We start from the raw sequence: 13,676 nt of genomic DNA on the forward strand, positions 1-13,676 counted from the left end.
GTCCTCCGCCGGAGGACGGAACCGGAAGGTTCCTACCGGTGGGCGGGGAACTCCACCACCTGCTGGTAGGTCGGGCGGTTCTGCCAGTGGATGGACTTCTGCGCGATCCCGCCCAGCGGCCGGTGCACGATCGAGTCCGAGCACCACTGCTCGCCCGCCTTGCAGTTGTCGTCCCCCGGGTACACCTTTGCGGCAGGCTCCGCCGCGGCCCGCTTCAGGGACGTCAGCAGCGCGTCGCGGCAGCTGTCCAGGTCACCGTTCCCGCAGTACGTCCTGGCCAGCGGACCCTTGACCGGCTGCCCCAGGACCTGGCGCAGGTCCTTGTCCACGAAGCCCCACCAGCCGTACTGGAACGCCGAACCGCTGTGCGCCCCGCTCGGTCCGTGGCTGGCCGCCGGGGACTCGTCGGTGGCGAGGTTGGCGGTCAGCGCCCCGTACAGCCCGTCGCCGAGCCCCGGCCTGAACTCGGCCTCGACCAGCTGCGGCCACCACGCGTCCATGATCCGTACCGCGTCGGCGTAGCTGTACGTGTGCGACCCGGGACTGCTCTCCCTGCGCTGCGACCCCGCCGCCCGCCAGGCCTCCAACTGCTGGACCATGCCGTTCAGTTCCGGATCGGTGACCGGCCGGGAGCGGATAACCTTCAGCAGTTCGGGCAGCAATTGCTCGCCGCGCAGGTCGGTGACGGCGGCCTGGGCCATGGCCCGGGTCAGGGAGGCGCGGGTGACACCGCCCTCCTCGACCAGCTTCGCCACCCGGTCGTCCAGCAGGTCGGCCCGGTGCACCGCGCCGAGCCCGAAGCCCGCGGCCGCGTACCCCTTGGCCTGCTTGTTGTTCCAGGAGACGTAGTAGTCCTGGCCGCTGGAGTGCGGGTGCTCGGCGAACGGGGTGTACGCGGCGGTGTTGGCGGCCGGGTCGTACCCCTTCCACTCGTAGGTCCGCTCGGCCTTCACCGGCAGCGCCGGGTCGACCCCCGCCGCGCGCACGGGGTTCATGCCGCTGTTGTAGTACGCGGCGGTGCGGGAGTCCGCGTAGAACCAGTTGAACGCGTAGTCGATGTTGCTCGCCGCCCGCTGGAACGAGGCGGCGTCCTTGACGTACGACGGGTCGTTGAGCATCTGGAACCCGATGATCGAGTCGGCCTCGTGACGGTAGGTGGTACGCAGCGAGGTGTACGCGACGGGCTTGCCGCCCACGGTGGCCCGGTGGGTGACGATGCCGTAGTTCGTGCGCCGGACCTGCATCCGGTAGGAGCCCTTCGCCGTGGAGTCGGCGACGGTCGGCTTCCAGGAGTTGGTGCGCTCCAGCGTCTCCATGGCGGTGCAGGTGCCGCGGTAGAGGTAGTGCGTGGAGTCCTTGGTGGGTGCGGCGCCGTCGGGCTCGCACAGGTCGACGGCGTACGTGTCGGTGATGTCCTGGCCGGCCGAGGTGGCGCTCCAGGCGTAGTCCTGGCCGCGGCCCATCTGGATGTACATGCCGACACCGGCGAAGGAGACTCCCCGGGCGCTGATGCCCGGGCCCTGGAGCTCCTGGAGCATCATCAACTGCGGGGCGAAGTAGCCGGTCTGCGGCCCGAAGACGGCGATCGGGTTTCCGCTCGCGGTGTGCTTGCCGGAGACCAGCAGGGCGTTGGACATGCCGCGCTTCTGGGCACCGGAGCCGGAGCCCGGCAGCGAGCCCGCGGGGATGACTCCGTCGTCGTAGATGCCCTGGGCCTTCTTGAGCGTGGCCGGGGCCTTGACGGGGGCCTTGTTGTCGGTGCCCGCGGAGCCGGTGCGGTCGTAGATCAGGGGCTCGGCCGTGACGGACCCGCTGTCGGGCAGCGCGGTGCCGCGCGCCGTGGCGGGCTTGCCCGCGTACGGGAACGACGTACCGTCATGAACCGTCAGCACGGCCTCGGGATCCTCGCGCTGCCGGAACGACTCCCAGACCTTGGTGCCTTCGGCGACGCCGTACTTCTGCTGGGCGGAGAGCAGTGAGAGCGCCGCCTGCACCTCGCCGCCGCCACCGCCACCGAACTGGCCGCCTACCACGGAGGCGATCGAGATCAGGTCGGTCAGCTTGAACGGCTGGATCTCCCCGATGTTCGTGATGGCGTCGATCTTGCCGGTGAGGACGTACTCGCCGGGGAAGTAGCGGCCCTTCTTGGACTTCTCGCGGTAGGCGTTGATGCCGTCGACGTACGCCTGGGCGTCCGCCATGGCCTGTTCACCGCGGGCGCCCTCGTGGGTCCTGATGTACGCGACCTGGGCTTCGAGATCGGCCTCGGTGTACGGGGCCTGCGGCCAGAACTGCTGCTCCAGACCCTGGTTGGCCAGGGCGCCACCGGCGAACGAGGTCAGCTCGCCGCGTCCGATGTGCCGGAAGAGGTCCATCAGCCAGAGCCGGTCCTGGCCGGCGGCGAATCCGGCGCCGAACTCGGTGCCATAACGGGTGGTGCCCTTGATGTGCGGGACGCCGGACGCCTTGTCACGGGTGATGGTGACGTCGTCGCGGGGCGAGGTGACGGACTCGACCCGGTCCTTCGGGACACCGAACGAGGCGTCGTTGAAGAAGTCGGTCAGCTTCTGGTCGGTGAGACCGGTGTGCCCGGCCACCAGGCCGTTGTAGCGGTCGAGTTGGTCATCGCTGTGGGCAGGGTGCGTGCCGAACGCCTTGTTGCCGAGGATGTCGACGAGTGTGGCGTTGCCGTTCTCGCCGGGTGGCAGGATGTCGTCGCACTGCCCCTGGCAGTAGTCGGTGACGGGTGCGGGTTCCGCCGCGGCAGCGTCCGACCGGGGCGAGGCCGCGAGCAGAGTGGTGCCGAGCGCGAGAACCGCCGCGACGGTGGCGGCTCTGAACTTGACGGTGCGTGGGGGCATGCGTGCTCCTCCGAGAGGCCGATGGGCCGGAGGTTACTGGCGGTATGACTCGCCGGTAAGGTGAACAACGGTCACCTTTTCCGAATCATCACATGCCCCTTGCGCGCGCTCCCATGACGGCCGGTCATCTCGCATGCTGGACGTCATTCCAGGTGGATGGATCCGGATCGGGCGCTCGTACGTCTACTCCTCGACGCCGAAGTACGAGCGACGGAGGAGGCAGTGCGGTGGCCGGATTCCGGAGTCTTGCGAGACAGGCCCGCGACCCTCGGGGCGACCTGGCGCTGCGGCGGTATTCGCTGCGCAAGTGCCTGGAGCGGTTCGCCCCTTACGGGCATCGGGCGACCTGGGATCATCTGTGCGCCCGGCACGGGATCGGGCCCGAGGACCGGTCCCCCGATCCGGTGCGGCTGATGCGCGCGCTGGACGAGCTGGAGGCGGCGCGGGCCGTCTGGCTCGGTTACGAGGCGGGGTTCGCCGAGCGCCGCAGGCGGGAGAAGCACGACGGGCTGCGCAGGCCAAGCGCGTTCGACGACTGGCACCGGCGCGCCTGGGGCGGGTACGGGGTCGCCCGCTGCGCGGACCCGGAGGTGCACCCCGCGGCGCCGCTCGCCGAGGTCCTCGGCCGGCTGATCGCCGCCCTGGAGTCCGAGCCCGGCACGGCCTGCCCGGTGTGCGCGGGCACGGAGATCGCCTGGGCGTCGGAGCTGGGGTGCGAGCCGTGGTCGGGGCCGCTCTGCACGGGGTGCGGAATCCTGGTGCCGCAGCCGGTGCTCACGCCGGGGGCACTGGCGAAGGCCCGGAGCGAACGGCGCCGGGATCTGGCGTCGGCGGCGTAACGGGCGGGCACGATCGGCGCCCGGACCCGCCGGGCCCGTCCGGCGCTTACGCAGGCGGCCGAACGGCAACCGGCGGGCCCCGATCTACCGGCGGTCCGCCGACGGGCGCTCCGGCATCAGGCGCGAGCCGCTGATCCGCTGACCGGAGATGTCGTTCGGGTTGGAGAGCACACAATTCTCCAGCGACAGGCAGCCGCAGCCGATGCAGTCGGTGAGATGGTCCCGCAGTCGCCCCAACTGCTCGATGCGCTCGTCCAGTTCGGAGCGCCATGTGGCCGAGAGCCGCGCCCAGTCGTCACGGTTGGGGGTGCGCTCCTCCGGGAGTTCGGCGAGGGCGTCCCGGATGGTGGCGAGCGGGATTCCGACCCGCTGCGCCGCGCGGACGAAGGCGACCCTGCGCAGCGCGTCCCGGCTGTAGCGACGCTGGTTGCCGCTCGTGCGACTGCTGCTGATCAGGCCCTTGGCCTCGTAGAAGTGCAGCGCCGAGACAGCGGCACCGCTGCGCGCGGAGAGCTGGCCGACCGTGAGTTCCTGGAGCGTCTGTGGGATCTGGGGCACCCCTCCCACCCTACTTGGCCGCCCCGGGCCGGTCCGTCGTTGACAGGAACCGCACCGCCAACCATGCTGAGCAAGCGCTTAGACCGACCGGCAATCGAGGGGCGGTCCTGGACAGGCGTTGTGACGCCGGATGGCCGACAGCGGGAAGGGCAGGGACCAGGGACATGGCAGAGCCGAGGATCTTCACGTCCGCGCAGGAGCTGCGCGACGGGGTGGGCGAGCAGCTGGGGCACAGCGAGTGGCTGGAGGTCGACCAGAAGCGGATCGACCTCTTCGCCGAGGCCACCGGTGACCACCAGTGGATCCATGTGGACCCGGAGCGGGCCGCGACCGGCCCGTTCGGCACGACGATCGCGCACGGCTACCTCACGCTCTCGCTGCTGCCGGCACTCGTCCCGCAGATCATGCGGGTCGAGGGCATGAAGATGGGCATCAACTACGGGACGAACAAGGTCCGCTTCCCGTCCACCGTGCCCGTGGGTTCCCGGCTGCGCGCGACGGCCGTCCTGAAGAGCGTCGAGGAGGCCGGGGGCGGCGTGCAGGTCACCGCCGTCGTCACGGTCGAGCGCGAGGGCGGCGACAAGCCGGTCTGCGTGGCCGAGTCGGTGTCGCGCTACTACTTCTGACGGCGCCCGGTGCTACCGCTGGGCAGCCACCATGCGCAGTACGAGGTCGGCGTACAGCTCGCCGACCTCGTCCGGCGTCCGGCTGCCCTGCGCGTTGAACCAGCGCGCCACATCGATGCAGAGCGAGAGCACCGCGAGCGTGGTGCCCGGGATGTCTGGTACGTCGAACTCCCCGGCCCGCACGCCTTCGCCGATGATCCGGCGCACCACCGCGTCGCTCCTGCGGCGCAGCTCGACGATCTCGGCGCGGTGCTCCTCACCGAGGGCGTCGAGTTCGTACTGGACCACGCGGGCCGTGGTGTGCCGTTCGGCGTGCCAGCGGACGAAGGACCGTACGGCTTCGGCCAGCCGCTCGGCGGCCGTGCCGCCGCCGTCGGCCGCGGCCTCCAGGACGAACAGGGCGCGGTCGTGACCGATCCGGCTGATCCGGTGGAGCAGTTCTTCCTTGGTCTTGTAGTGGATGTAGAGCGCGGCGGGACTCATCCCCGCCCGGCCGGCGATGTCGCGGGTCGTGGTGGCGTGGTACCCACGCTCGGCGAAGGCGTCGACGGCGGCGACGAGGAGCCGCCTGGCCGCCTCGGGCGTCACCTCGGCCCACGGCGCACTGTCGCCGTCGGTCTCCTCCGCCGTGCTCATCGTCACTCGCCCCTCTCGTCAGCAGGACGAACACCATACCCCGAACCTGAGCAAGCGCTTAGGGCCCGTCCGGGCGGGATCGTCAGAGCTTCTGGAAGGGGTCGTGCTCGGCGAGGATCTTCTCCAGCCGGGCCTGGTCGACCCGGCTGACGATCTGTCCCGCTTCCTGACGGTCACGGATGACCTTGGCCAGGGTGAAGCAGGAGGTGACGAGGTAGAGGACGCCGATCGCGAGGAATCCGCGGACCCAGGCGTCGGCATCCAGGAAGTAGATACCGAGAGCGACCGCGGCCATCGCCACCCCGAAGGACGCGACGGCCTGCCCGTAGAAGGCCGCGGTGCTCTGCTGCTTGACCGATGCTGTCTCACTCATGGCGCCCAGCATCGGCCCACGCGGTGTGCACCACATCCGCCCCCGTACTCAGTCCGGTACTCAGACTCCCGTTCGAGCGGCGACGCAGCGGTCAGAAGGCGGAGACCCCCGTGAGCGCGCGGCCGATGATGAGCTTCTGGATCTGGCTGGTGCCCTCGTACAACGTCATCACCCGGGCGTCCCGCAGCAACTTGCCGACCGGGTACTCGTCGATGTAGCCGTAGCCGCCGAAGACCTGGAGGGCGTTGTTGGCGGCGCGGACGGCGGCCTCGGACGCGAAGAGCTTCGCCTGGGACGCGGCGGTGGCGAAGTCCTCGCCCCGGTCGATGAGGTCGGCCACCCGCCAGGTCAGCAGCCGGGCCGCGTCGACGTCCACGGAGATGTCGCTGATGAGTTCCTGGACGAGCTGGTAGCTCGCGATGGGCTTGCCGAACTGCTCGCGCTCGCCCGCGTAGCCCACGGCGGCGTCGAGGGCGGCCTGCGCGATGCCGACGCAGCCGGCCGCGACCGACATCCGGCCCTTGGCGAGGGCGGACATGGCGATCGAGAAGCCCTTGCCCGCCGGACCCAGGAGCGTCGAGGCGGGGACGCGGACGTCCTCCAGGACCAGCTCGGCGGTGGCCTGGCCGCGCAGGCCGAGCTTGCCGTGGATGGTGCGGCGACCGAGACCCGGGGTGTCGGTGGGGACCAGGAAGGCGGATATGCCCCGGTGGCCGGGAGTGTCCTCGGTACGGGCGAAGAGCAGCACCACATCGGCCCAGGTGCCGTTGGTGATGAACATCTTGCTGCCGTTGATGACGTACGAGTCCCCGTCCCGGACGGCCTTCGTCGTCAGGTTCCCGGCGTCCGAACCGGTGCCGGGCTCGGTGAGGCCGAAGCAGCCGATCGCCTCGCCCGCGGCGAGCCTCGGCAGCCAGTGCCGCTTCTGCTCCTCGTCGCCCCAGGCCGCGATCGTCTTGGTGACCAGGCCGAGGGATACGGAGACGATGCCGCGGACCGAGGAGTCGCCGCGGCCGAGCTCCTCGGTGACCAGGCAGTAGGCGAGGTGGTCGCCGCCCGAGCCGCCGTACTCCTCGGGGACGGTCAGCCCGAGGAAGCCGACGGAGCCCAGCTTCTTCACGATCGATTTGTCGACGTTCTCGGCCCGGTCCCATGCCACGACGTGGGGGGCGACCTCCCGGGCGACGAAGTCCTTGGCGAGCTGCCGGACGGCTTCCTGCTCCTCGCTGAGCTCCAGGTTCATCCTTCGACTCTCCACTTTTAATTAGCACTGCTAGTTTTTCGTTCGCAGGCCCTACTATGTGCCGCATGGCCCGACCGCGCAAGCCCCTCCTCAGCAGAGACCGCATCGTCGAGACGGCGAGCGCACTCGTGGACTCCGAGGGGCTCGACGCCGTCTCCACCCGCCGGCTCGCCGCCGAACTCGGGGTCAGCGGGCCCTCGCTCTACAACCACTTCCGCAACAAGGACGAGATCCTGGACGCGGTCGCGGACGCCGTGTCCGCCCAGGTCGATCTGTCGATGTTCGACGAGCCGGACGCCCGTGACTGGCGCACCGCCCTCCACGACTGGGCCGTCTCCTATCGTGCGGCGCTCGCCGAGCACCCGCACATCGTCCCGGTGCTCGCCCAGGGACCGGGCCGCCGCCCGGCCGGGCTGCGGGTGGCCGACGCGGTCTTCGGCGCGATGGTCAGGGCCGGCTGGCCGCCCGCCCAGGCGACGTACATCGGGGCCCTGATGCGCTACTTCGTCACCGGCTCGGCCCTCGGTTCGTTCGCCCGCGGCTTCGTGGACGACGAGACGGCCTACGACCCTGCGGACTATCCGCACCTGGGCCAGGCCCATCTGCTGGCCGACCGCCGCCAGAAGGTCGACGAGGGAGCGTTCGAGACCGGGCTGCGGGCGCTGGTCGACGGCCTCTCGCTCCAGTACGAGCAGCTGGAGCGCGGGCAGCTGGCGCCCACCGGGACAGTTCGGCCGCTGCCGAAGCGTTCCTGACGCACCCTGGAACACATGGCACGCATGGCACATCCCGACCCTGCCGCACCCCGGCTCGCCGCTCTGGCCGCGCTCCTTGCCGACGAGACCCGCGCCGCGTTCTGCCTGGCCCTGCTCGACGGCCGCGCCTGGACTGCGGGCGAGCTGGCCAGACACGCCTCGGTGGCGCCCTCCACCGCCAGTGAACATCTCGGCAAGCTCGTCGCGGGCGGGCTGCTGGCCGAGGAGCGGCAGGGCCGCCATCGTTATCTGCGGCTCGCCGACGAACGGACCGCGCACCTCGTCGAGGATCTGGCGGCCCAGGTGGTCCCCGGCTCCGCGGCCGAGCGGCCGCGCACCCTGAGCGCGACCGGCGCGGGCAGCGCGCTGGCCCGTGGCCGCACCTGTTACGACCATCTCGCGGGCCGCATCGGCATCGCGATCACCGATGCCATGACCGTACGGGGACTGCTGGAACAGGACACCGGCTTCGCGCTCACCGACGACGGCCTCGGCTGGTTCGGCGGGCTGGGCATCGATCTGGAGTCGAGGTCGCGGCGTCCGCTCGTACGGAGCTGCCTGGACTGGACGGAGCGCCGGCCGCACCTCGCGGGGATCGCGGGCGCCGCGCTGTGCCGGCACGTGCTGGACGCCGGCTGGTGCGTCCGGATCGGGTCCGGACGTGCGGTGAAGGCGACACCGGCCGGGGAACGGGCGCTGCACGAACACCTCGGTATCGAGGCGACAACAATTCGGTAGGTGCCGAACGGTCGCGGCCCTACGGTCGGATCCATGACGACGACACCCGCCCCAGCGGCGACACCCTCGGTACATCGTGACTGGCGGGCCGCCGCCGCGGCCGGCACCACCGTGCTGCTGTGGGCCTCCGCATTTGTCTCCATCCGCAGCGCCGGCGAGGCCTACTCGCCCGGCGCGCTCGCACTCGGCCGGCTGCTCACAGGCTCCCTGGCGCTCGGTACGCTCCTGCTGCTGCGACGCGAGGGGATACCGCCGCGGGCCGCATGGCCCGGAATCCTGAAGTCCGGGCTGCTCTGGTTCGGCCTGTACATGGTGCTCCTCAACTGGGGTGAGCAGCAGGTCGACGCGGGCACGGCCGCGATGGTGGTGAACATCGGTCCGCTCCTGATCGCGCTGCTCGGTGCCCGGATGCTCGGGGAGGCGCTGCCCGGCAGGCTGCTGGCGGGTATGGCCGTGTCGTTCGCGGGCGCCGTCGTGGTCGGACTCTCCATATCGGGGCACGGGAACGCGTCGGTGCCCGGTGTGGTGCTGTGTCTGCTCGCGGCGGTGGCGTACGCCGCCGGGGTGGTCGGGCAGAAGCCCGCGCTGCGGCACGGCTCCGCACTGCAGATCACCACGTTCGGCTGCCTGGTGGGCACCGTCGCGTGTCTGCCGTTCTCCGGCGCGCTGATCTCCGAAGCCACCGACGCGCCGCTGTCCGCCACCCTCAACATGGTCTATCTGGGCCTCTTCCCGACCGCGCTCGCCTTCACCACCTGGGCCTACGCACTCGCCCGGACCACCGCGGGACGGATGGGCGCGACCACCTATGCCGTGCCCGCGCTGGTGGTGCTGATGTCCTGGCTGCTGCTGGACGAGGTGCCCGCGCCGCTCACCGTGGGCGGGGGTCTGCTCTGTCTGGCCGGGGTGGCGGTCTCCCGTGCGCGTACGCAGACTGGCCTGACGCGGAAGATTCCGGCACAGCCGGTGGAGGGACGCCGACATGACGCGGAGCGCCAAGGAACCGAGCGGCCGTAGAAACACGAAGAAGCGGTCGGCCGGGGCCCGGGAAGCCACGCCGGACGCCCTCACCGAGGCGGCCCGCTACGGCGGTTCCGGGCTCGACGGCTTCACCGTGGCCGACAGCGGTGACGACGACCCGGTCCTGGTGACACCCGAGGGCCGGGCCCGGGACGCCTGGCGCGAGGACTACCCGTACGGAAAAAAGCTCGGCCGGAAGGCGTACGAGAAGTCCAAGCGCGCCCTGCAGATCGAACTGCTCAAGCTCCAGCACTGGGTGAAGGAGCGCGACGAACGCATCGTCATCCTCTTCGAGGGGCGCGACGCGGCGGGCAAGGGCGGCACGATCAATCGCTTCACCGAGCATCTCAATCCCCGTGGCGCACGGGTGGTGGCGCTGGAGAAGCCCACCGAACGCGAGCGCACCCAGTGGTACTTCCAGCGGTACACGGCCCATCTGCCTTCCGCCGGGGAGATCGTGCTGTTCGACCGGTCCTGGTACAACCGGGCAGGGGTGGAGCGGGTGATGGGGTTCTGCACCACCCGTGAATACCTCGAATTCATGCACCAGGCACCGGGCTTCGAGCGGATGCTCTCCCGGGACGGCATCCACCTGGTGAAGTTCTGGTTCTCGGTCTCGCGCAACGAGCAGCGCAACCGGTTCATGATCCGGCAGATCGATCCGGTGCGGCAGTGGAAGCTGAGCCCGGTCGACCTCGCCTCGCTCGACAAGTGGGACGCGTACACGGAGGCAAAGGAGCTGATGCTCTTCCACACGGACACGGCGGACGCGCCCTGGACGGTGGTGAAGAGCAACGACAAGAAGCGGGCCCGGCTGGAGGCGATCCGCCATGTGCTGCACCGCTTCGAGTACCCGGACAAGAACACGGAGGTGGTCGGCGAGCCGGACCCGCTGATCGTCGGCCCGGCCTCCCGGCTCTTCGAACGGGGTGAGATGGAAGCCCGGCTGCTGACCACGGAGCGGGCGGAGCCCGGACCGATGGCCTAAGGGCTGTCCCGTAGTCCCTGGTGGATCAGCGCGCGGCGTCAGATGCGGTGCATCGCAAGGCGGAGGGGCGCTCGCATACTGGCTGTATTCGTGCGTTCCGACAACGCGGGCGAGGTGCCGTAGCTGTCGTCGTGTGCCCGCCAGGGATGACGGCACATCCCTTAGGGCCTGGCCGGCGGATCAGGGCCGGACGGACCCTGGGAGGGTGCTGATTCGCCGGACAGACCGTAGACCCGGCGACGACCGGGCTCAGAACACCACGAGTGTGCGGCCCCCCTTGCCCGCGATCATGTTGTCGAAGGCCGCCGGGATGCCGTCCAGCGCGATCCGTTCGGTGACCATCATGGAGAGATCGAACCTGCCCGCCCGGATGTGCTCGGCGAGGACCGGCAGGTCGCGGGCCGGGTCGCTGTTCCCGTACACACAGCCCGTCAGCGAGCGGCCCCAGTGGAAGATCTCCAGGGCGTTGAAGGACACCAGTTGGTCCTTGCCGCCGATGCCGACGACCGTGGTACGGCCGCCGCGGCGGGTGGCGTCCCAGGAGCCGCGGATGGTGGCGGGCCGTCCGACGCACTCGATCGCGACGTCGGCGCCCTGGCCGCCGGTGAGTTCACGGATCGCTCGCGGGGTGGTGTCGGAGGCGATCACGTAGTCGGTCGCGCCCGCCTGCCGGGCCAGTTCCTCCTTCTCGGGGGACACGTCGACGGCGATGATCTTCGAGGCGCCCGCGATCCGGGCGGACTGGAGCACCGCGAGGCCGACGCCGCCGATGCCGAACACGACGACGGACTCGCCGGGGCGCACCCGGGCGCTGTGGTGGACCGCGCCGTATCCGGTGAGGACGGCACAGCCGAGCAGCGCGGCGTCGGTGAGCGGGATGCCGTCCGGGGCGGGCAGGACGCAGTTCGCGGCGACGACGGTCTCCTGCGCGAACGCGGCCACGTTCAGCCCGGGGTGGAGTTCGGTGCCGTCGGCGGTGCGGGCGTGGATGCCCCCGGCCCCCGTCAGCGCGTTGGCGCAGAGCCAGACCTCACCGATCCCGCAGTAGTAACAACTCCCGCAGGACGGCGCCCAGTTGAGCACGACACCGTCGCCGGGCTCGACATGGGTGACGCCCTCGCCGACCGCGACGACGGTGCCCGCGCCCTCATGTCCGAGGACGGCGGGGACGGGCACCCGCATGGTGCCGTTGGACAGGGAGAGGTCGGAGTGGCAGACACCCGCAGCGGCGAGAGCGACCCTCACCCGGCCGGGGCCGGGCTCCGGGAGTTCGATGTCGGTGATCTCCAGGGGAGCTCCGACGGCGGGCAGAACGGCGGCGCGGACCACGAACAGGCTCCTTGACGGTCGGCAGCGGGGATCGGTGCGGGGCGGACGGTCAGAACTGCAGGGACTTGGTCTGGAGGTACTCGGCCAGCCCGTGCGCTCCGAGTTCGCGGCCGACGCCGGACTGCTTGTAACCGCCGAACGGGGCGAGCGGGTTGAACCGGCCGCCGTTGATGTCGACCTGCCCGGTGTCCATCCGGCGGGCGAACTCCACCGCCTCGGCGTCGTCGCCCGCCCAGACCGCGCCCGCGAGGCCGTACACGGTGCCGTTGGCGATGCGCAGGGCGTCGTCCTCGTCCTCGTAACGGATGATCGAGACGACCGGGCCGAAGATCTCCTCCTGGGCGATGGTCATCTCCGGGGTGACGTCGGCGAACACGGTGGGGCTGACGAAGTAGCCCTGCTCGCGCGGGGCTTCGGGGCCGCCGGCGACCAGGCGCGCGCCCTCCGCCACGCCCTTCTCGATGTAGCCGAGCACCCGTGCGTGCTGCTTGGCGTTGACGAGGGGGCCGATGCGGTCGCCGTACTTGGCGGCGGCCTCCGCGGCGAGGGCGACCGCCTCGTCGTACCGGGAGGTGTGCACGAGCATCCGGGTCCAGGCACTGCACGTCTGGCCGGAGTTGCCCATGACGTTCGCGATGCCGACGCCGACGGCCTTGGCGAGGTCCGCGCCCGGCAGGATGACGTTGGCGGACTTGCCGCCCAGTTCAAGGGCGACGCGCTTGACGGCGGCGCCGGCCGTGGCGCCGATCCGCTTGCCGACGGCGGTGGAGCCGGTGAAGGAGACCAGGTCGACGCCCGGGTGTTCGGCGAGCGCCTGTCCCGCGACCGGGCCAAGGCCGGTGACCAGGTTGAACACGCCCGCGGGGACGCCCGCTTCGTGGACGGCCTCCGCGAAGAGCTGGGCGGTCAGCGGGGTGTCCTCGGCGGGCTTGAGGACGACCGTGCAGCCGGCCGCGAGCGCGGGGGCGACTTTGGCGACGATCTGGTGAAGCGGGTAGTTCCACGGGGTGATCGCGCCGACGACACCGACCGGTTCGGCGTAGACGGTGGAATTGCCGACCTGCTCCTCGAAGGCGTACGACGCGGCGAGCTCGGCGTACGAGCCGGCCACCAGGATCGGTACGGCCGCGTGCACCGCCTGCGAGAACGGCAGCGGCGCACCGAGTTCGGCGGTGACGGTCGCGGCGATCTCGTCCTTGCGGGCGACGAGGACGTCGCGCAGGGCGGCGATCCTCGCGGCGCGCTCGGCGGGCGGCGTCGCGGCCCAGGCGGGGAAGGCCCCGCGCGCGGCGGACACGGCGGCGTCGACGTCCTCGGCGGCGCCGGCCGGGACATGGGCGATGACCTGCTCGTCCGCCGGATCAACCACCGCGATCGTGTCCGTGCCCGCGGCGGCGCGCCACTCGCCGCCGATGTACATCCCGTCGTGGGCCTTCATCGCGTTCCTCCCGGGGGCCGTGGTTACGGCGTAGTCGTCCGCGCCCCAAACTAGCGCTGTTAGTTTTTCGGCGCCAGGGGTGCTCGCCATGGCTCCCGTCACCGTGTGCCATGGCTCCCGTCACCGTGTCATGCCATGCGCCGGATGTCTGTCCGGCGGGGCCAGTAATACGCCAGTAACGCCCTCCTCCTAGCGTCCGGGACCGGCCCGCCCCACTCCGTGACTTCCCCCGCAGTTCCGGGAGTACCGGGACGGGCTTCCCCGTACCAATC

Annotated in this window: 13 protein-coding genes; 6 read left to right on the top strand and 7 right to left on the bottom strand. The window is 70.9% G+C overall.

The features are described from left to right. Positions 1–32: 32 nt before the first annotated feature. Positions 33–2,861, bottom strand: coding sequence for a penicillin acylase family protein (locus tag ACFU8Q_RS08230; protein WP_384449548.1), 2,829 nt, complete (start codon positions 2,859–2,861; stop codon positions 33–35). 227 nt (positions 2,862–3,088) lie between these two features. Between ACFU8Q_RS08230 and ACFU8Q_RS08235 the strand changes: the two genes are divergently transcribed. Further along, on the top strand, positions 3,089–3,700 hold the full coding sequence (locus ACFU8Q_RS08235) for a hypothetical protein (protein ID WP_384449551.1): 612 nt from the start codon (positions 3,089–3,091) through the stop codon (positions 3,698–3,700). 84 nt (positions 3,701–3,784) lie between these two features. Here the strand turns inward: ACFU8Q_RS08235 and soxR are convergent, their stop codons facing one another. Further along, entirely contained in the window at positions 3,785–4,258 is a 474-nt protein-coding gene (gene soxR / locus ACFU8Q_RS08240; protein ID WP_384449553.1) for a redox-sensitive transcriptional activator SoxR, read from the bottom strand. Positions 4,259–4,422: 164 nt separating this feature from the next. Here soxR and ACFU8Q_RS08245 point away from each other — a divergent pair, with 164 nt between their 5' ends. Continuing rightward, complete coding sequence (locus ACFU8Q_RS08245; RefSeq protein ID WP_266745291.1) at positions 4,423–4,884, top strand: MaoC family dehydratase; 462 nt, start codon at positions 4,423–4,425, stop codon at positions 4,882–4,884. A 12-nt stretch (positions 4,885–4,896) separates the two neighbouring features. On the opposite strand, the gene ACFU8Q_RS08250 is transcribed toward ACFU8Q_RS08245, so the two are convergent. From ACFU8Q_RS08250 to ACFU8Q_RS08260, 3 genes are all read right to left on the bottom strand, one after another. After that, complete coding sequence (locus tag ACFU8Q_RS08250; RefSeq protein ID WP_384449556.1) at positions 4,897–5,520, bottom strand: TetR/AcrR family transcriptional regulator; 624 nt, start codon at positions 5,518–5,520, stop codon at positions 4,897–4,899. 82 nt (positions 5,521–5,602) lie between these two features. Beyond that, a complete protein-coding gene (locus ACFU8Q_RS08255) occupies positions 5,603–5,893 on the bottom strand; it encodes a YiaA/YiaB family inner membrane protein (protein WP_384449558.1) in 291 nt (96 codons plus the stop codon). Between the two features lie 91 nt (positions 5,894–5,984). Continuing rightward, on the bottom strand, positions 5,985–7,136 hold the full coding sequence (locus ACFU8Q_RS08260) for an acyl-CoA dehydrogenase family protein (protein ID WP_384449561.1): 1,152 nt from the start codon (positions 7,134–7,136) through the stop codon (positions 5,985–5,987). Between the two features lie 65 nt (positions 7,137–7,201). Between ACFU8Q_RS08260 and ACFU8Q_RS08265 the strand changes: the two genes are divergently transcribed. The 4 genes from ACFU8Q_RS08265 to ppk2 are packed head-to-tail and all read left to right on the top strand — an operon-like array spanning position 7,202 to position 10,637. Next, a complete protein-coding gene (locus ACFU8Q_RS08265; RefSeq protein WP_384449564.1) occupies positions 7,202–7,891 on the top strand; it encodes a TetR/AcrR family transcriptional regulator in 690 nt (229 codons plus the stop codon). A gap of 15 nt (positions 7,892–7,906) precedes the next feature. After that, complete coding sequence (locus tag ACFU8Q_RS08270) at positions 7,907–8,629, top strand: ArsR/SmtB family transcription factor (protein ID WP_384449567.1); 723 nt, start codon at positions 7,907–7,909, stop codon at positions 8,627–8,629. Between the two features lie 33 nt (positions 8,630–8,662). Continuing rightward, positions 8,663–9,646, top strand: coding sequence for a DMT family transporter (locus ACFU8Q_RS08275; protein ID WP_384449569.1), 984 nt, complete (start codon positions 8,663–8,665; stop codon positions 9,644–9,646). After that, positions 9,612–10,637, top strand: a complete 1,026-nt coding sequence (gene ppk2, locus ACFU8Q_RS08280; RefSeq protein WP_384449572.1) for a polyphosphate kinase 2 — start codon at positions 9,612–9,614, stop codon at positions 10,635–10,637. The genes ACFU8Q_RS08275 and ppk2 overlap by 35 nt, the downstream gene beginning before the upstream one ends. 249 nt (positions 10,638–10,886) lie before the next feature. Here the strand turns inward: ppk2 and ACFU8Q_RS08285 are convergent, their stop codons facing one another. Together ACFU8Q_RS08285 and ACFU8Q_RS08290 are read right to left on the bottom strand one after the other, a co-directional pair. Continuing rightward, positions 10,887–11,966, bottom strand: coding sequence for a Zn-dependent alcohol dehydrogenase (locus tag ACFU8Q_RS08285; RefSeq protein WP_384449575.1), 1,080 nt, complete (start codon positions 11,964–11,966; stop codon positions 10,887–10,889). Positions 11,967–12,015: 49 nt separating this feature from the next. After that, complete coding sequence (locus ACFU8Q_RS08290; RefSeq protein WP_384449578.1) at positions 12,016–13,404, bottom strand: aldehyde dehydrogenase family protein; 1,389 nt, start codon at positions 13,402–13,404, stop codon at positions 12,016–12,018. Between the last annotated feature and the right edge of the window lie 272 nt (positions 13,405–13,676).

Source organism: Streptomyces sp. NPDC057543, assembly GCF_042801895.1.
Taxonomy (GTDB): Bacteria; Actinomycetota; Actinomycetes; order Streptomycetales; family Streptomycetaceae; genus Streptomyces.